Annotated in this window: 11 protein-coding genes; 3 read left to right on the plus strand and 8 right to left on the minus strand. The window is 37.5% G+C overall.

Annotated elements, in window-relative coordinates:
* Nucleotides 1-134: 134 nt before the first annotated feature.
* Together J2T03_RS06995 and J2T03_RS07000 are read right to left on the minus strand one after the other, a co-directional pair.
* Nucleotides 135-500: a hypothetical protein gene (locus tag J2T03_RS06995; RefSeq protein ID WP_034704893.1), complete on the minus strand. Its 366-nt coding sequence runs from the start codon at nt 498-500 to the stop codon at nt 135-137.
* Between the two features lie 24 nt (nt 501-524).
* A complete protein-coding gene (locus tag J2T03_RS07000) occupies nt 525-1,664 on the minus strand; it encodes an acyl-CoA dehydrogenase (RefSeq protein ID WP_306844621.1) in 1,140 nt (379 codons plus the stop codon).
* A gap of 220 nt (nt 1,665-1,884) precedes the next feature.
* Here J2T03_RS07000 and J2T03_RS07005 point away from each other — a divergent pair, with 220 nt between their 5' ends.
* Nucleotides 1,885-3,663: an AMP-dependent synthetase/ligase gene (locus J2T03_RS07005; protein WP_306844619.1), complete on the plus strand. Its 1,779-nt coding sequence runs from the start codon at nt 1,885-1,887 to the stop codon at nt 3,661-3,663.
* Between the two features lie 391 nt (nt 3,664-4,054).
* Here the strand turns inward: J2T03_RS07005 and J2T03_RS07010 are convergent, their stop codons facing one another.
* Entirely contained in the window at nt 4,055-4,711 is a 657-nt protein-coding gene (locus J2T03_RS07010) for a hypothetical protein (protein WP_307210259.1), read from the minus strand.
* A gap of 655 nt (nt 4,712-5,366) precedes the next feature.
* Between J2T03_RS07010 and J2T03_RS07015 the strand changes: the two genes are divergently transcribed.
* On the plus strand, nt 5,367-5,528 hold the full coding sequence (locus tag J2T03_RS07015) for a hypothetical protein (protein WP_307210260.1): 162 nt from the start codon (nt 5,367-5,369) through the stop codon (nt 5,526-5,528).
* Between the two features lie 341 nt (nt 5,529-5,869).
* On the opposite strand, the gene J2T03_RS07020 is transcribed toward J2T03_RS07015, so the two are convergent.
* Both J2T03_RS07020 and J2T03_RS07025 read right to left on the minus strand, forming a co-directional pair.
* The gene (locus tag J2T03_RS07020; protein ID WP_306844613.1) at nt 5,870-6,646 is read right to left on the minus strand and encodes a zinc ribbon domain-containing protein; all 777 of its coding nucleotides are present in this window, start codon (nt 6,644-6,646) and stop codon (nt 5,870-5,872) included.
* A 2-nt stretch (nt 6,647-6,648) separates the two neighbouring features.
* Nucleotides 6,649-7,746, minus strand: coding sequence for a Nif3-like dinuclear metal center hexameric protein (locus tag J2T03_RS07025; protein WP_307210262.1), 1,098 nt, complete (start codon nt 7,744-7,746; stop codon nt 6,649-6,651).
* A 61-nt stretch (nt 7,747-7,807) separates the two neighbouring features.
* On the opposite strand from J2T03_RS07025, the gene J2T03_RS07030 reads away from it, so the two are divergent.
* A complete protein-coding gene (locus J2T03_RS07030; protein WP_306844609.1) occupies nt 7,808-8,635 on the plus strand; it encodes an ion transporter in 828 nt (275 codons plus the stop codon).
* 263 nt (nt 8,636-8,898) lie between these two features.
* Here J2T03_RS07030 and J2T03_RS07035 read toward each other — a convergent pair whose 3' ends face one another.
* From J2T03_RS07035 to dnaE, 3 genes are all read right to left on the minus strand, one after another.
* The gene (locus tag J2T03_RS07035; protein WP_307210264.1) at nt 8,899-10,491 is read right to left on the minus strand and encodes a GEVED domain-containing protein; all 1,593 of its coding nucleotides are present in this window, start codon (nt 10,489-10,491) and stop codon (nt 8,899-8,901) included.
* 193 nt (nt 10,492-10,684) lie between these two features.
* A complete protein-coding gene (locus J2T03_RS07040) occupies nt 10,685-14,446 on the minus strand; it encodes a fibronectin type III domain-containing protein (protein WP_307210266.1) in 3,762 nt (1,253 codons plus the stop codon).
* A 333-nt stretch (nt 14,447-14,779) separates the two neighbouring features.
* The gene (gene dnaE, locus J2T03_RS07045) at nt 14,780-19,438 is read right to left on the minus strand and encodes a DNA polymerase III subunit alpha (RefSeq protein ID WP_307210267.1); all 4,659 of its coding nucleotides are present in this window, start codon (nt 19,436-19,438) and stop codon (nt 14,780-14,782) included.
* Nucleotides 19,439-19,506 lie beyond the last annotated feature (68 nt).

Here is a 19,506-nt window from a genome sequence, read left to right on the forward strand (position 1 = left end):
GTCAGGTCCCTGCAGAGCTTCTTCTTTGTATATTTAAAAAAGTTTGTATACATCAGCAGTGTTGCATAATGTATTCAGCTTGTATATTATAAAAGTGGTTTGTAAGAAGAAAGGCTCCCGATGGGAGCCTTCTGCTATTTCATGTTCACTACTTTATCTACGATAAACTTTGTGTTTCCTCTCCATGGAAGCGCTCCGTTGTATTCTTTGTAATGCAGATCGAAAGTTTTGCCGCTGTTGGTTTCCAGCTGTTTAAAAATTTCAGGATCTTCTACAGAAAATTCAAATTCGTAGCTTGTAATGGTTCCTGTTTTTCCTTTTCCAAAACCTTCCTGGATTAATTTTCCTTCATAAGTTTTGAAAACATAGCCTTTTTTCATGGCATAATTCAGATAGCCGGACTTTACTCCTTCTCCAAAGACGAAATAGTACTTATACCATACCGTTACACCTATCAGAAGAAGAATGACACCGAGGCTGATCCACAAAGTTTTTTTCATAAGCAGTGTGTTTTTATATTAAATTTATTTTGCGATGCTTCTGGAAATCACGATTTTCTGAATCTCAGAAGTACCTTCGTAAATCTGCGTGATCTTCGCATCTCTCATCATTCTTTCTACGTGATATTCTTTTACATATCCGTATCCGCCGTGGATCTGAACTGCTTCAATGGTAGTATCCATTGCCACCTGGGAAGCATACAGTTTTGCCATTGCACCGCTTTCAGAGATATCCTTACCCGCATCCTTTTCGCATGCAGCTTTGAAACATAACATTCTTGCCGCAGTAATCTGGGTAGCCATATCTGCTAATTTAAATGCAATCACCTGATGATTGATGATCTCAGTTTTGAAAGCTTTTCTTGTTTTCGCATATTTTAAAGCCAATTCATAAGCACCTGAAGCGATACCTAATGCCTGAGAAGCAATACCAATTCTTCCTCCGTTCAATACTGCCATTGCAAAATTGAATCCGAATCCATCTTCCCCGATTCTGTTTTCTTTCGGTACTTTTACATTATTGAAGATCAAAGAGTGTGTATCACTTCCTCTGATTCCCAGTTTATCTTCTTTTACCCCAACTTCAAAACCTTCCCATCCTCTTTCAACGATGAAAGCGTTAATTCCTTTATGTTTTTTCTCAGGATCTGTCTGTGCGATGACAATATAATAAGAAGCTGTTCCACCGTTCGTGATCCAGTTCTTGATACCGTTTAAAAGATAATAATCTCCTTTGTCTTCTGCCGTTGTTTTTTGGGAAGTGGCATCAGAACCTGCTTCAGGCTCAGATAATGCAAACGCACCAATTACCTTTCCGCTGGCGAGAGGAGTAAGATATTTCACTTTCTGTTCCTCGGAAGCAAATTTTTCAAGACCTGCACATACCAGAGAGTTATTTACGGACATAACCACAGCTGCAGAAGCATCTATTTTTGCGATCTCCTCCATTGCCAAAACGTAAGAAACGCTATCCATCCCTGCTCCTCCGTACTTAGGATCTACCATCATTCCCAAAAGCCCCATTTCTCCCATTTTCTTTACTTGTTCTGTAGGGAATTTCTGATCGCGGTCTCTTTCTATAACTTCAGGTAATAGTTCATTTTGTGCAAAATCTCTTGCAGCCTGCTGAATCATCAGCTGTTCTTCCGATAAATTAAAGTCCATAAAAATAATAATTAGATAGCCGTAAATTTACACTTTTTAACGAAATCTGAAAATAGAATTGGAAGTTAGGGACAGACAGTTTCAAACTTTCACAGAAATCATTGGTAAAAGACCTGATATTATGGCAGGCATTCAATTAATTGCCAATTGGTGATTTCTGATTACTACAATTAAAAAAAATGCTTATATTTAAAATTCTTTAAAAATTGCTTAAAAAATCATGACAATCAAAAGATTATTCGATATTCCACACTATGCTTTGGAAAAATTTCCTAAAACAGATATGTTTGTGACTAAATATCAGGGTGAATGGAAAAAAACCTCAACGTTAGAATTTATCAATCAGGGAAATAAAATATCCAGAGGGCTTTTGAAGCTGGGTATAAAACCTGGGGACAAGATTGCTCTGATCACTACCAATTCCCGTACGGAATGGGCCGTTATGGATTTTGGGCTGTCTCAAATCGGTGTTGTCTCCGTTCCGGTTTATCCGAGTATTTCTGCTGAAGATTATGAGTTCATATTTAATAATGCTGAAATACAGTATTGTTTTGTATCTGATAAAGAATTGCTTAATAAAGTGATGAAGGTGAAACACAATATCCCTTCACTACAGGGAATTTTTACTTTTGATATTATAAGCGGAGCAGCTAACTGGAGAGAAATTATGGATCTTGGTGAAGACGATTCCACCCAGATTGAAGTGGAAGATCTTTCCAATGCCATTAATTCTGAAGATCTGGCAACCATTATTTATACTTCCGGAACAACAGGAAGACCAAAAGGAGTAATGCTTACCCATCATAATATTGTTTCTAATGTATTGGGATCTATCCCAAGAATTCCTAAGAAAAAAAGCCTGGATTACAAGGATACAAGGGTGCTGAGCTTCCTTCCTATCTGCCATATTTTTGAAAGGATGCTTTTTTATCTTTTCCAGTACAGTGGTTTTTCCGTTTATTTTGCCGAAAGCATTGAAAAAATGGGTGAAAATGTAAAAGAAGTAAAGCCACACTATATGAGTGTTGTACCCAGACTGGTGGAAAAGGTATATGATAAGATCTACAACACAGGTTCTTCAGCCGGCGGGCTGAAATCTAAAATATTCTTCTGGGCCTTAAATTTAATCAGCAAGAAAAAAGAAATTTCAAAACCTTCAGGATTGCAGGGAATCATCGCAGATAAGCTAGTATTTTCTAAATGGAGAGAAGGGCTGGGCGGAGAAATCATTACTTTGGTTTCCGGTTCTGCAGCTCTGTCTACAAGATTAAACCTGATGTTCCAGAATGCCGGTATTCCTATTTTGGAAGGATATGGCCTAACTGAAACTTCACCGGTTATTTCTGTAAACAGCTTTGAAAAAATGAAGATCGGTACAGTCGGCAGACCACTGGATAATTTACAGGTGAAAATTCAAGAAGATGGTGAAATTACAGTAAAAGGACCTTCTATCTTTAAAGGCTATTTTAAAGCCGAAGATTTAACCAAAGAAGCTTTTACTGAAGATGGTTTCTTCAAAACCGGAGATATCGGACATATCGACAGTGAAGGATTTCTTCAGATCACCGATCGTAAAAAAGAGATGTTCAAAACATCAGGAGGAAAATATATTGCCCCTCAGACAATTGAAAACCAAGCGAAAGCTTCAAAATTCATTGAGCAGATCATGGTAGTAGGAGACGGCGAGAAAATGCCATGTGCTTTTGTACAGCCTGATTTTGAATTTGCTAAAAGCTGGGCAATGAGAAACAATCTGAATATTGGCTCCACGCCTGCAGAGATTGCCAAAAGCCCTGAGTTAAAGGAAAGAATTGAAAAGGAAATGGAAGGAATTAATGAACATCTCGGAAATTGGGAAAAGATCAAAAAAATTGAGCTTACTCCTGAAGTCTGGGCCATTGATACAGGGCTTCTTACTCCTACTTTAAAGTTGAAAAGAAAAGCAATCAAAGAGAAATTTATAGATCTGTACAATAAAATGTATGAGCATCACGAATAACATAAAAACCGCTTCTGACCGAAGCGGTTTTTATTTGGGGGTCTATTATTCTTATCTATTATTTCCAGCTTTTCAGACTTAAGTTTTGTATATTTTCTGCCTTGTACGGATATAAGATTTATGTGTTTTTAGAATCGTAAACTAAATGGAATTAAAATGATATTTAGCATCGTAAGGGATTAATAAGATTTTACCGAGGGATGATAAAATTGTATAAAATGCACCTAGCTATATAAATTAAGTTAGTTTAAGTATTATATCTGTTATTTTCTTTCTTAGCAGGCTTCCTTAAATAAATAAGCTCTATTATTTTATTGTATAAATAATTTTATAAACCCCTGCCACTCTTCCGTATCCTTAAAAGTAATCGGCAGGGTGTGACAAAGAGTATTTAATTCCAGCATAAATAAGAATATGTTATCCTGTCACTTCCGTCTATTTTGGAAATACTGGAAGCCTTAACTCTCACAGTATGATCTCCAGAGGCTAAATTACTCGGCGTCACATAACTGTAAGGAACAACTACGTGCATATTCTGCGGAGATGTGTTTGTAGTAACAACACTGGCAACTGATGTAATCAGATTGTCTATATATAAATCAGTTCCCACACCGGTAACTTTATTAGACCAGCCGGTTGGGTATAAATCAAGTTTACATTTTGCAGCTGAAGGCAGAGTAAATGTAAATTCATAATAACCTACTCCATCATCAGCACTCGCGTTTGTAGGACCAGCAGAACTAGAAGAACCTCCTGCCAGCACAATGTTTGAAGAGGCAACAGTAGAAGTAACCGGAGTCTTCCACGTTGGAGAGGCAGGTATTCCGTAATTGAATTCCAAGCTGGATGTTGTAGTATTGTAAATAACGGCTCCTGAAGGAGGTAATACTATCGCATTTCTCTGTGCTGTTGTCATTCTTGGAGGAATAAATGCACCTGTATTACTTACTACATCCAGAGCTCCTTGTGGACTGGTGGTGTTAATACCTACCTGCGAATAAGCAATTGCAGATGTTCCAACCATTAATAAAAAGAATAATTTTTTCATTTTTTTCGTTTTAAAGTTGTTATGTATATTATTGAAGTTTATATGTATCAGACTGAATATGATAACTTTAAATAAAGTATAAGATCATGACCGTCTTTAATTATATATTATTTTGAGAGTAAGTAGCAATGCCAGAAAGCAAGGTTAGAAAATTGTTTTTTTTCATCAGTCAGTATGTATTTAATTAAAATTTTAAGCCATATCCTTAATGCTTCTCTACTACAATATTACACCAGAATGCAAACTCTTCATTAAATATTGCATATTACATGGATATTACACGCATGTAACTAACTGAAATTCAGCCGTTTTTTTACTGACCAATAAAAAAGAATCTTTAATTTAAACTTATATAGGAACCAAATTTGAAAATTCTTCAACATTCTATCGTTTAAAATGAAATATTTTTCACGTCTGATAATGTTCTATATCATGAATCTGTAGCAAAATTTATTTATATATGACAATCTGAAATGGAATAAATACTATTCCATAAACGAATATTATCAACTTCGTAACGTTTTTGGTCGAAGTGTTCTTTAGAATGACAGTTGTTCTGACTTCAAAAACGGATATGGCCAACAATCCCCCAATCCGGTAACGGGATTATTGGCATTTAACTTAGGAACTGGCTCAAACTTTAATTATACAGGCTATGCTTTCTGGAATTTCTCGTTCGGTAGATGTTTCAGGAGGTAGTTTAAAAGTTAATTTTTCAGCGATGTCAAATATTGAAAATTATGGCCCTTCTAATATTTTGCCAGGCCCGAATCAGTTCATTAATCTTGATAATGGTTTTATAATGGGAATGGACTGAATATGACAATAAGCAATACTCCTGCAAGTTATACTGCTACGAGCCATACCGAAATAGAAACTGTGGATTTATGGGGAAATGATCATTATACAGGGCAGCTACTTTCCTGTAATTGATAATAATGCCGTTTCTTCAGCCGATGGTATCAGGAAAATAGCAATTTCAATAAAAAGATTTGGAGTAAGGCTTTTCAGGAAACATGTTTATGATTGTGGGCCAAAAAATTTAAACTTAGTCAATTTTATGATGGGCCTGTAATTCGGAAAAACAATCACAGCAATATTATTTTATAAAAAAAGCTGCTTTAAATTAAAGCAGCTTTTTATTTTTAATATCAGCAATTAGAATTTAATTACCGATCTCATTCTTTCATTTTCTTCCATTACCAATTCGTCGTCTACAAGGATTTTCCCAGAGTGCTCGTCAATAATGATTTTCTTTCTCTGAGCAATTTCCATCTGCTTCTGAGGAGGAATTGTGAAGAATGATCCTTTTGGAGCACCTCTTTCCAATCCTACAACAGCCAACCCATTGATAGAGCTTTTTCTGATTCTGTTGTATGAAGCAAGTAATCTCTCGTCAATCTTACCTGCATATTCTTTAGATTGCTCTATTAAGTATTCTTCTTCTTTTTGAGTTTCAGATACAAGACCATCCAATTCTTCTTTCTTGAATTTTAAATGGTTTTTCAGGTCACTGATTTTCTCATTAAGTTCGCTTAAAGTTTCATTTTTGTGAGCAATTTTAACTGCGAATTCTTTAATTCTTTTTTCAGCAAGCTGAATTTCCAGATCCTGGAATTCTATTTCTTTTCCTAATGCCTCAAACTCCTTATTGTTTCTTACATTATCCTGCTGAGATTTGTACTTTTCAATTAAAGTTTTTGCATGGTTAATCACTTCATGCTTTGTTTTGATCTGATCGTCCTGATCTTTAATGTCTGCATGAAATTTTTCAGCTCTTTTTTCAAGTCCTTCGATCTCAATTTCAAGATCTTCAACTTCAATTGGCAATTCTCCTCTGGTATTTCGGATTTCATCCAATCTTGAATCAATGATCTGCAAATCGTATAAAGCTCTTAATTTTTCTTCAACTGAAATATCGTTGGTTTTTGCCATATTTAAATGAAATAATTTACTGGGTTTGTTTTTTCAATAGATTTTGAAATTGCAAATGTACTAAATTTTTGTGACAAAATTTCAAATAATTGTTGAGTCACAAATTGTTCTGATTCATAATGGCCTATGTCACAGAGCAACATTTTGGATTCTGCCTGGAAATAGTCATGGTATTTAATATCTCCTGTAAGATAAGCGTCGCATTTTTGTGATAAAGCAGCCTTTATTCCGCTGGCTCCTGATCCTCCGATAACGCCTACTCTTTTGATCTTTTTATGGGTAAAACCGGAATGCTTAATGATTTCAAGGCTAAATTTCTCCTTCACCATCCTTAAAAAATCCTGCTCATCCATTTCCTCTTCAAAATCCCCATACATTCCCAAGCCTGAGTGCTGGTTTTTATTATCCAGCTGATATATCTGATAAGCTACTTCTTCATAGGGATGGGCAGTTTTCATTGCTGAAACGATCTTTTCCTTTTTATAATCTTCAAAAATAACGGAGATCATATCTTCATCAGCATTTTCGCGGATGTTCTGCTGTCCGGAGAACGGATTTGAACCTTCTACAGGTCTGAATGTTCCTTTTCCACTCAAAGTAAAGCTGCATTCGTCGTAAAAACCGATATTTCCTGCTCCTGCAGCGAACAGGGCTTCTTTCACTTTTTCAGAATAATCCTTTGGAACAAATACGCTCAGCTGTTTTAAATTATTTTTTTTAGGCTGAAGAATCCTTAGATCTTGTAATCCCAATTGACTGCAGATTTCATGGTTAACCCCAAAGAAATCATTATCAAATGCCGTGTGAATAGCATAAATGGCAATTTTATTTTCAATCGCTTTCAGTACAGCTCTTTCTACATAATTTTTCCCGGTGAGAGATTTTAGTCCTGAAAAAATAATAGGATGAAAACATACGATCAGATTACAGCTTTTCTGAATAGCCTCATCTACAACATTTTCCAAAGCGTCGTGGCATACCAGTATTCCACTGACATTCCGGCCGGGAACTCCGCACAGCAGCCCTACATTGTCAAAATCTTCTGCCTGCTGCAGGGGAATACGGTTTTCTATTTTTGAAATTACTTCACTTATTGTCATTTTATTCTGTATGTTTGCTACGAAAATAACGATAATTTGTTAATTTTGAAAAACATTAAAAATGGAAAGAGAACATAATCTTGTTCCCGAAGACAAGCTTTGGAAAAGATTTCTTTACAGGGTGATCTACCGTGCCGATACAAGGCTAGGAAAGTTATTCGACATTGCATTATTATCTCTTATCCTGATAAGCACAGCCATTATTATGATGGAGAGTGTTGCTCAGCTTGACAAAAGATTTCACTATACGTTTCTGATTCTGGAATGGATTATTTCAATTTTTTTCACAATTGAATACTGGATGCGGATCAGTGTTGTAAAGAATAAAAAGCATTATATTTTCAGTTTTTTCGGAATCATAGATTTTCTTGCGCTGGTTCCTTTTTATCTTAGCTTTTTCTTTCCTGTCACCAAGTATTTCCTTATCTTCAGAATGCTGAGGATGCTGAGAATTTTCAGGATCTTCAATCTTCTGGATTTCATGAACGATGGTTACCTTATTGTCCGTGCCTTAAAGAACAGCTCCAGAAAGATTTATATTTTCCTTTTGTTCCTGATTATCTTTTCGGTGATTGTTGGCTCAATGATGTTTATGGTGGAAGGCGGAAGGCCGGGTTTTGAAACAATTCCACAGTCTATTTACTGGGCAGTGGTTACGGTAACTACTGTTGGTTACGGAGATGTCTCTCCTATCACTCCGATGGGTAAATTTTTTGCTGTTATTTTAATGCTTGCAGGTTATTCCATTATCGCAGTTCCTACAGGAATTGTAACAGCAGAAATGCGGAACAAAAGACAAAACCTGGAGAAGATCTGCGACCAATGCGGCAATGAAGATATAGACGATGATGCACGATACTGTAAACAGTGTGGCAAGAAATTAGCTTAGTATTAGATATTGATATTAATCTATTAACCAAATACCACAAAAATCATGGAACCAAAAAAGAAAAATAAGCCCAACAGCCTGGTCATTATCCTTTTCTCTTTAGTTGTATTAATGATCATTATTTATTTTATACTCGTGATGTTTTTCCCTGCGGTCTTTGAGCAAATGAACACAGGAGATATACAACCAGTACCCAACAATTGACAATAATATAAAAAAGACGGCATTGGCCGTCTTTTTAGTTTAGTGTGTTATTATTTTGTTTATTTTTTGATTGCTTTAATCATCTGCCTAGAACCGTCCTTCATGTTTAAAGTAATGAAATACAATCCTTGTTTCAGGTCTCCTAAATGAAGAGCAGAAGACGGATTGTCAATGGTTTTCACTAATCGTCCGGAAATATCAGAAACGGAAACTGATTTTACAAGATCCGGTTTTGAAATATTCAACACATCAGTGAAAGGATTCGGGTAGGCCTTAATATCATCTTTTGTTTTGGAAACTTCAGATGTTGCCAGTGTTGCAGATTCTACTTTAAAATTATCAACAAAGAATTCATAATCTTCGGAATCATTTACAGTACCCTCGGAAGCATAAAATGCAAATACAGTATTGGCTCCTGTATAGGATGTAAGATCGTAAGAATAGGTCGTAGAAGCATTAGATGGTGCATTAGCTGCATTCCATGTCTGCAGAACGGTCCAAGTAGTTCCTCCATCATTTGAAACTAAGAACTGAACCACGTCATCAGATCCCATAGCCGAAGCAATGGTATCCGAAAACTCTGTTACTCCATAATCGAATTTAACCCTGTACCCTCCTGCTGAAAGGTTGAAAGGTACGGTTTTTAACCATGCTATGGTTTCGTTGTAATAAAGATTTATTTTAGCAGAATTATTACCATCTCCTGCATTCAGGAAGTCCCCGTCATACCATAATTCATCTGTACCGGTAGGCCCCGTAGTTGCATCTCCACCGGAAGCCTGTTCCCAGCAACTTCCAGGGAATGTTGAGAAATCATTGTTATAGGCAGTAGTAGGAACTATTACAGCACAAGCAGTCGTAAATGATGCACTTAAAGACCATGCACTTTTATCGGAAGTACTGCATACAGACCTTACCCATACATAGTAAGTCGTAGCAGGAGTTAATGAAGACAAAGGTGTAGATAAAACCGAAGCTCCTACACTTCCTGATGCTGCAGTGGTACTCGTTGGAGCTGTATTTGTTGAGGAATAATAATATTCGTAACCTACTCCCACTGTACTTGTAGAAGCAGTCCATGAAACAATGGCTGAGTTGGAAGTTACAGTACCTGAAGACAAATTAACGGGTGCCAGACAGCTTGGCACAGCTCCAATTACTACAGTATAATCATGTGCTTCTCCATACCCTAATGTATTGCAGGGTTCCGGCTCATTATTAAAACGGTCCCCTATCCTCATTCTGTAAGTTCCCGGTGTAGCTGTTGCAGGAATGGTTATACTACCATTGGTAATTGAATTATCATCCGGCCCGATGCTTCCTGCTGTTGCTACCAGCTCCGGTGCTGCATCATCAAACGTCCCGTTATTGTCAAAATCTATCCAGATACGTACATATTGATCGGAATACTCATGAGTCACGGAAAATGCATAGCTAACACCTGCATTCAGGTTAATTGTTTGCGTCGTATAATCTCCATATGAACCCTGAGAGCATCCTGTATCAAGATGGCTGAATCCCGCTGATGGAATTGTAAAACTGTCGATCATATCTCCTCCGCTGCATTCGTCCGGAAAAACAGGGGTACAATAGGACTGAGCAAAGGCAAATGTGCCAATCGTTATTAAATTCGCAAGTAAAAACTTTTTCATGTAATTTTATTTTATGGTATAAACAAATTTAATAAAAAAAAACACAATAAAGCTTTCTTTGTTGAATTAAAAAGAGGCGACTAAAAGTACCAATTATAATAATTTTTTGTTATTGATTGATAGTTTTCTGCAGTCTATTAAAAAAAATAGCAGCCTTTCGGCTGCTATTCTGTTTAATATGATAAAATAAGATTTATTTCTTAATTGCTTTGATGGTTTGGCTTGATCCATCTTTCATATTTAGAGTTACAAGATACATTCCCTGTTTCAAATCTCCTAACTGAAGAGCTGAAGAAGGATTATCAATTGTTTTTACAAGTCTTCCGGCAAGATCAACTATTGATACTGATTTCACTTTAGAGATATCTGAAATATTCAGGACATCTGCAAAAGGATTTGGATATGCTTTAATCTCATTTTTAGTCCCTGAAACTTCAGATGTTGCTAAAAGTGATGAATCGTAAGCAGAAATCTTGAACTGTCCTGTAGTACTTCCACCACCTACAGTTCCTGTATATCTCCATACACTTACATATAATGTGGAACCAGGAGTCTGGCCCGTTACAGCAATTAAAGAAAAATTATCTACCCCACTATCATCATCACAAGCTATATTAGTTAATGATCCACAAGTACCAGAATGGATAGAAAGTACGCTATCTACAAATCCTGATCCTGCAACACCTTGAATCTCCAAAGTAACTTTACCACTTGCGGGTACAACTACGGAATACCAAACATTTTCGCCTCTATTTGTTTGACAAGTCGTTGTACCATCTGTAAGAGCTGCTACATTTGAGCCAACAATAGCATTCGCATTGAAATTCCCCCCAACGGTTAAAGCTATAGCACCCGAACAAACATCATTAGCCGGCGGTGACGGTGGCGTGCTTAAACAGATAACGAAGCTGTTATTATATCCAGTTCCGTTGCTGTTGTATACTCTTACATAATAAGTTTGCCCAACTGTTAATCCAGATACTGTTGTAGTATTTGTTGTTCCGCACTGAATGCTTGTTAAAGATCCGCAAGCCCCACTAAATACCTGGGTATATAAGCTTGTAGACGAATTAGCTCCTGTAGAAACTACATTTGAAAGAGTAACTGTATGCGCAGTAGATGCTGCTACAAAAGAATACCAAACATCATCATCCGGTGTTCCAGTACAAGTACCCACTGGTACATTTGAGTTGGTAGCACCTAAAGTATTTCCTGCGGTTGTTGCAGTACAAGAAGTATCAGGATTTACTGTTAAAACAACAGCAGCTGCACAGTTATCGTTTGCAGGCGGAGTAGCCAACGTTGTGAAAGATCCTGGTACCCAAGCACTTTGTATGCCAGTACACATAGATCTTACCCAATAGTAGTAAGTAGTTTGAGGCAACAAAGGAGTAAGGTTCTGAGAAGTAGCCGTAACTGGTGTTCCGGATGTAGGAGCTGTATTAGTTGTTGAATAATAATACTCATATCCATTTGCTGGAGCTGTAGCCGGAGCTATCCAAGAAATTGTAGCAGAAGAATCCGTAATTAATGAACTGTTTACTGCTGTAGGAATATCACAAGCAGGGATAGATTCTACCACAAAATTATCTACGAAGAAATCATAATCAGGAGCATCATCAACCGTACCATCGCTTCCAAATACAGCAAATACAGTATTAGTACCTGTGTAGGCTGCCAAATCGAAAATATAGGTATTTGAAGTATTAGTTGGGGTATTGGTTGTATCCCAAGTTTTCAATACTGTCCATGTTGTTCCTCCATCTGTAGACACAACAAACTGTACGACATCATCAGAACCCATCACACTGGATGTTGTAACGTTAAAGCCAGTTACACCATAATCAAACTTAACTCTATACCCTCCTGCAGATAAATTAAAAGCAGGAGATTTTAGCCACCCCTGTCTTCCCGTTGTATAAAGGTTTATTCTGGCAGATCCTGTAGATCCTGAGTTTAAGAAGCCATCATTCACCCAAAGGTTTGTAGTCCCAGTCCCAGGGCCGGTAGCTGGTGTTCCACCATTAGCCAATGACCAACATGTACCAGGGAACGAGGAAAAATTATTAGTATAACCAGGTGTTATAACTCCACAAACTGTTGTAAAGCTTCTTACCGTACATGATGCAGAAGTTATTCCAGCATTGTAAGAGTTTATAGTATAATAATATGTTGTTGAACTATTAAGAGCACTAGGTAAAGTATAAGATGTTATATTACCAACATCTACATTGTTTAATACATCTGTACCGCCAGATGTAGTTCCTATTGAAATTCTATAACCTGTTGCATCTGAATTTGCTGTCCATGTAAATGTAGGCGTTACAGAAACTCCGGTTGCTGAAGAAGCTGGAGCTGTTACTACCGGGCAGAATGCTTTTGTTGTAAAGGACGGCCCTGCAAGCCAGATACTTTGGTCAGAACTGCTGCAACGGGATCTTACCCAAACGTAATAAGTGGTAAGCGGGGTTAAATTTGTCAATGTGTAAGTTGTACCAGTAGCCCCAATTACGTTAGGTGTACTTCCACTGGTAGGAGCTGTATTGGCAGTGCTATAATAAATATCATAAGAAGGCGCAGCCGTTGCAATAGTCCAGCTTACGGGTTGTGTTGTAGCTGTTGTAGTTCCTACAGTTACTGTATCCGGCATTGCACAGGTTATTGCGTTTATATTTACATTGTCAATATAAATATCATCACTTCCATTATCACCTGTTGCCAAGAACCTTACAACTGCAGTTGCACTGTTGGTTCCCAGGTCTACATATTTAGTAGACCACGAAGAAGAAACTCCGTAAGTAGAGCCTACAGTATTAAACGTAGCTCCTCCGTCTGTGGAAACTTGTATTTTTAAGTTATCACTTCCACTTGGGTTAATATAATCAAAATTTAAAATTCTGCTTCCCGCACCATTGGATAAATTAATATATAAATCCATATATCCTGAAGCATTCACAGTATTATAGGCATGGAATCTTGCAGTAGGAGCTACAGCAGGTGCTGCAACAGTAGCAGTACCATTTACGCTTGACCAACCGGAAGCACTTGAAAATCCTGAATCGGAATTATCGCTAGCCCTCCAGGAATTATCACCTCTTGAAGGCCATGTTCTCCAATTGGCAGCATTTGGCAGATCACCTGTTGCATTTCCATTTGCCCATGATCCAAAACTTTCCGTAAAAGGTAATGTTGCATAAGTAGGCGCAGCAGAAAGCCATGTTCCCGGGGTATAGGTAAATGTAAGGCCAGAAGCCGGAACAGTAGCCCCATTAGCACTACCTAAAGTACAAGAGGAAGATAATGATGTTCCAATAGCCGTAGCAGTCCAGTCAGTACCGGTTCTGTTGTTTGTATCCGAACTTTCAGAACCTCTAATACCCACCTGGCCCGTCAATGTCGCAGTTCCGGAAACACAGTTACCATATACAATACTAACGGTATTTGATGTTAAATCAAGCTGTATTTGAAAATTAATAGTTTGAGCAACAGCTGCCGAATTTCCCTGTAAATCAGTAAACTGAACAACAAATTTCGACCCTACTGTTTCATAAGAGATTTCTGAAGTTGTAGTATTGGCATTTCTTAAATTAGTCGCAAAGCCCGCAAATGCACCTTCATATGGAATGGTATCCGTAGAAAGACCTGTGTATGTGCTTGCTGAAGGAGCAGTACCAAGGGTTATAAAACCATTATTGCTAATGTAAATGCTTGAATAAGATTTACCATTATATTTAAATACTGATGGTAAATTAATCGCTGCAGATACAGCATCTGTTCCTAATGTTGCTCCGGATTGCCATATAGTCCGGCCAGCGGATAAAGGAGTGTAGGCTCCACTACTCTGTGCAAATCCATACCCATTATTGGTATTAGGATTTGTGGCTTGTGGCGGACCTACCTGCGCATAAGCTCCCATACTCATGGAAACCAAGCACGAAAGTAGAAATTTTCTCATATGTAGTAAAAATAAAATTAGAAGGTAAAAGTAGCTAAATATTTGATCTAAAATCAAAAATTATCATAAAATATTAAAGACAAAATCATAAATAATAATCCTCATTAGCTAAAATTAAATATATATTTAATTTTAACATTAAATCATTAAATAATGACAAAAACCCAACACATTTATTTACAACAAGTTATAACATAATTTAAAGTCACAAAAAAGTGGAATAATTCTTATTTAACATAAAAAAATATTTTATTTTTCACCAATTAACGACTTAATTATTAATAAAAAAAGCGACATTTTTTGTCGCTTTTTTTATTAATAATTCACTTTTTCCTAATTCAAATAGAACTCATATTTATTAAGAAGCTGAATTTCCTTAATCAGATCTCCATTCAGATCTACGGAATGCTTCATAGACTGAACTTCAATTTGTGAATCATCTTCAATATTTTTAATAAAAAACTTAAGTTTCTGGTTTCCTTTATTCCGGTCAAGAACTCTTCTGAAAAAATCAAGATCTTCAGGACGAACATCCATGACATCCATAACCAGGGAAATGCTTTTTGCAAATCTTTCAAAAGCTTCCTGAAGTTCAATAACATCATTCACATTCACAAAAACCCGTCCGTCCTTTACCTGTGCAAATTTTATTTTGAAAATCACAAATCTCTGGACTTCCAGCTTCTCCTTAAGGCGCATATAATCCCGGTCTCCCAACCTGAAAGAATAAGATCCTGAGTAGTCTTCCAAAGTAACAAAAGCCACTTTTTCCCCACTTCTGAATCCATCCTGGACTCTATATTCGGTGATCAGCCCGGCAACTGTATACTCTTTTCCGCCTCCACCATTCTCTCTCTCTTTCTGAACTGTTTTCCAGTCTTTCTTTTTTTCTTCAAAGAGTTCTTCCTGCTTATTTGAAAAAGCCTGCTCTTTATAGGCGTCCACCTCATCCAGATTTAAAAACAGAAAATTACCTTTCGGTTCTGCTTTCTTAATCACCTCTTCCACAATCTCCTCATCTCCTATGGACAGTTCATCAGACACAATTTCAATAAGATCCACAGTATCATCCTGGGAGTCTTTTTCTAAAATCGGAACTTCATCTGTTATTACCTTTTCTTCATCTTTTTCAAGCACGCTTTTCTTAGAGAGCCTGCCCTGCATAAACTGGAACTGATATTTAAATTCATCCAGCGGATGGGCAGAAAGATAGAACCCGATGATTTCCTTCTCTTTATTAAGCTTGTGCATATTAGGCCATTCCGGGCATGGTAACAATTTAGGCTGTTCAATCTGTACTTCGTCGGCAAAATCAGCAAAAAGAGAGTGTTCCATTTCATTTTTACTTTCCTGGAAGCTTTGCCCGTATCTGATCAATCTTTCAAGGTTTGTTCTTCCGGACATATCAATATCAAAATACTGACCTCTATGGTAGGAACCCAATTCATCAAAAGCCCCTGCCAGCACTAAACTTTCCGCAACTCTTTTATTCATCTGCGAAGGCAGAATCCTTTCAAAGAAATCATAAATATTTTTAAATCTGCCGTTGGCTCTTTCTCTTGTAATCGCCTCACTCGGTCCTTCCCCAATTCCTTTGATTGCTCCCAGGCCGAAACGGATCTGTCCTTTTTCGTTTACTGAGAATTTATACTGGGATTCATTCACATCTGGCCCTAAAACATCTACTCCAATACTTTTACAGTCCTCCATAAACATGGTGATAGAGTCCGTATTGTTAATGTTATTACTCATCACACTCGCCATATATTCAGCTGGATAATTGGCCTTCAGATAAGCAGTTTGGTAAGCAATCAACGCATAACAGGTGGAGTGGGATTTGTTAAAGGCATATTCAGCAAAAGCCTTCCAGTCATTCCAGATTTTATTTAATCGGTCCTCATCAAGGTTGTTTTTCTTTCCTCCTTCAATAAATTTCGGATACATTTTATTCAGGACATCGATCTGCTTTTTACCCATCGCTTTTCTCAGCGTATCGGCTTCACCTTTGGTAAAGTTGGCCAGTTTTTGGGACAAAAGCATCACCTGCTCCTGGTAAACGGTAATTCCGTAGGTTTCTTTTAAATACTCTTCGGTTTCCGGTAAGTCGTAAACAATCTCTTCAATTCCGTGCTTTCTGTTGATAAAGTTCGGGATATATTTGATTGGGCCTGGACGGTAAAGTGCATTCATGGCAATAAGATCGGCAAAAACAGTAGGTTTAAGCTCTCTCATGTATTTTTGCATCCCCGGACTTTCATACTGGAAAATCCCGATCGTTCTCCCTTCTTTAAATAACTGATAGGTCTTGGTATCATCAAGCGGAATTTCATCAGGATCAAGATCTATATTATGTCTTTGTTTAACCAGTTTCATAGCATCTTTAATGATCGTCAGGGTACGAAGACCCAGGAAGTCCATTTTCAGCAGCCCTGCACTTTCAGCAACCGAGTTATCAAACTGGGAAACCAAAATGTCGGCATCTTTTGCAGCAATTGTTATCGGAACAAGGTTACTTACATCCTCAGGAGTAATAATAACTCCACACGCGTGAATTCCCGTATTTCTAATACAGCCCTCCATTTTCTTGGCACTTGCCAGCACATCAAAACGAGGATCATCCGGGTTGTCCAGAACCATTCTCATTTCATCCACCAGCATCTGCTCTTCGGGCTTTAGTTTATCATATTTAGCTAAAGCTTTGGCAATATTCATCCCGGGACTCGCAGGAATCAGTTTGGCAATATTATTCGTATCGGGAATCGGCAGATCCAATACTCTTCCGGCATCTTTAATGGCAGATTTACCACCCAAAACTGAATAGGTAATAATCTGGGCTACCTGACTCTGACCATATTTTTCAATCACCCACTTAATAACTCTGTCACGACCTTCATCATCAAAGTCAATATCAATATCAGGCATCGAAACCCTTTCCGGATTCAGGAATCTCTCAAAAAGGAGATCATACTTGATAGGATCAACGTTGGTAATTCCAATACAATACGCTACTGCAGAACCCGCTGCAGAACCTCTTCCGGGACCGACCCAAACACCCATATTCCGGGCTTCGTTACAGAAATCCTGTACAATAAGGAAATACCCGGGATAACCGGTATTGGCAATTACATCAAGTTCAAAGTCCAGACGTTCTTTTATTTCTTCTGTAATTTCTGTATACCTTTTTCTCGCTCCTTCATACGTTAAGTGGGTAAGATAAGCCATCTCTCCTCTTTTTCCACCATCTACAGCATCTTCTGCATGGATAAATTCTCCCGGAATATCAAATTTAGGAAGTAGGACATCCCTTTTTAAGGTATAGGGGCTGAATTTTGCGAGAAATTCGTCATAGGCCTCAAAAGCATCCGGATAAGCAAGGAATGCTTCCTTAATCTCGTCACTGTTTTTAATATAATACTCCCCTGTAGTAAGTCCTCTACGTTTTCCAAATCCTTTCCCTACAGGTGTTGTTAATTTTTCCCCATCTTTGATACAGCTTACGATATCCTGGATATTTGCATCTTCTTTATGAGTATAAAAAGTTTCGTTCTGAGCCAGAATCTTAGTATTATATTTATCTGCCAGATACAATAAAACTTCATTTAAATGCTCTTCTTCAGGCAATTTATGATTCTGAATCTGTACATAAAAATCATCTCCGAAGGTATCTTTCCACCATTTAAAAAGCTCTTCCCCTTTCTGCTCTCCTGTATTAAGAATGGCATCAGGAATATCTCCTAAAATCCCGGAGGTCAGGGCTATTAGCCCTTCCTTATACTCAGCGATCAGCTCTCTGCTGATTCTTGGAACTCCAAAATAAAACCCTTTTAAAAATCCGATACTCGAAAGTTTTGCCAGGTTTTTATAGCCGTTAAAATCCTTTGCCAAAAGAACCACCTGGGTTCTTCTGTCGGGATCATCTTTTGTAAACTGCTTCTGCTCATACCGGTCTGAAATATAAAATTCACAGCCTACGACAGGTATAAGAGGCGTTGAAACGGGTTCCTGTTCGGTAAATTCTGTTCCATTTTCTTCAGCTTCCTGTTTTTTGGCGAGAAACTCTTTATGCTTTTTTGAACGGTCCGAATTGGCAGATTCTACTGCTGAAACAAATTTAAAGGCTCCCATCATATTTCCGACATCTACCATTCCTACTGCAGGAAAGTTTTCGTCAGAAGCTTTTTTGATGAGATCATTAATGCTTGAAGTAGCCATCAATGTTGAGAAAACACTGTGACTGTTAAAATTGAAATATTTTCCGAGATCAATTTCATCTATACTTCCGAAATCAGATTGCTTTTTCTTATTGTTAAAATCTGCAACCTGTCTTCTGATGACAATATTAAACGGCTTTATCGGGTCCGGATAAAGTGTTTTAAAGTAGCTTAGCTGATCTTCGGAAATTTTCAGTACTTCGGCAGGAATTATTCCTATCCTCATCATTTCAAAAAATACCCGTGCGGTTGCATTTACGTCGGCAGCAGCATTGTGAGCTTCGTCAAATTTATGCCCGTAAAGCTTTTCGTACAGCTCTTCCAGTTTCGGAGATTTGTATCTTCCTCCTCTTCCACCGCCAAGCTTACAGTAATCTGTTCCCAAAACCATCGTATCGGCTTTAGGCTTATTTTGAAGATTGTCTTTTAAATTTTTTCTGTAAAATTCTGCTCCTACAATATTGTAATCAAACTCTACATTATGTCCGGACACTATTCTTACCCGGTCCAGCACTTTGGAAAATTCTTCCAGGATTTCCTGGAGGTCCCGTCCTTCTTCATTGGCAATCTTGGTGGTAATTCCGTGAATCCTCGCCGCGTTGAAGGGAATATCATACCCTTCAGGTTTTATTATATAATCCTGATTTTCAATTAACTTACCATTATCATCATGTATCTGCCATGCAATCTGAACCATTCTTGGCCAGTTATCGGAATCTGAAAGCGGTGCATTGAAATTTTTAGGTAATCCGGTTGTTTCTGTGTCAAAAATTAAATACATATAAATTTCTAACTTTTTTAAAAAAGAGAATGTAAAGTTACTTCAATTTTTCTAATAATGAACATCAT

The organism is Chryseobacterium lathyri (assembly GCF_030812195.1).
In the GTDB taxonomy this organism is placed as follows: Bacteria; Bacteroidota; Bacteroidia; order Flavobacteriales; family Weeksellaceae; genus Chryseobacterium; species Chryseobacterium lathyri_A.

Bases quoted from the DNA above. Each gene is read 5' to 3' on its own strand.
- J2T03_RS06995 (WP_034704893.1), bottom strand. From the start codon at position 500: ATGAAAAAAACTTTGTGGATCAGCCTCGGTGTCATTCTTCTTCTGATA.
- J2T03_RS07000 (WP_306844621.1), bottom strand. From the start codon at position 1,664: ATGGACTTTAATTTATCGGAAGAACAGCTGATGATTCAGCAGGCTGCA.
- J2T03_RS07005 (WP_306844619.1), top strand. From the start codon at position 1,885: ATGACAATCAAAAGATTATTCGATATTCCACACTATGCTTTGGAAAAA.
- J2T03_RS07010 (WP_307210259.1), bottom strand. From the start codon at position 4,711: ATGAAAAAATTATTCTTTTTATTAATGGTTGGAACATCTGCAATTGCT.
- J2T03_RS07015 (WP_307210260.1), top strand. From the start codon at position 5,367: ATGCTTTCTGGAATTTCTCGTTCGGTAGATGTTTCAGGAGGTAGTTTA.
- J2T03_RS07020 (WP_306844613.1), bottom strand. From the start codon at position 6,646: ATGGCAAAAACCAACGATATTTCAGTTGAAGAAAAATTAAGAGCTTTA.
- J2T03_RS07025 (WP_307210262.1), bottom strand. From the start codon at position 7,746: ATGACAATAAGTGAAGTAATTTCAAAAATAGAAAACCGTATTCCCCTG.
- J2T03_RS07030 (WP_306844609.1), top strand. From the start codon at position 7,808: ATGGAAAGAGAACATAATCTTGTTCCCGAAGACAAGCTTTGGAAAAGA.
- J2T03_RS07035 (WP_307210264.1), bottom strand. From the start codon at position 10,491: ATGAAAAAGTTTTTACTTGCGAATTTAATAACGATTGGCACATTTGCC.
- J2T03_RS07040 (WP_307210266.1), bottom strand. From the start codon at position 14,446: ATGAGAAAATTTCTACTTTCGTGCTTGGTTTCCATGAGTATGGGAGCT.
- dnaE (WP_307210267.1), bottom strand. From the start codon at position 19,438: ATGTATTTAATTTTTGACACAGAAACAACCGGATTACCTAAAAATTTC.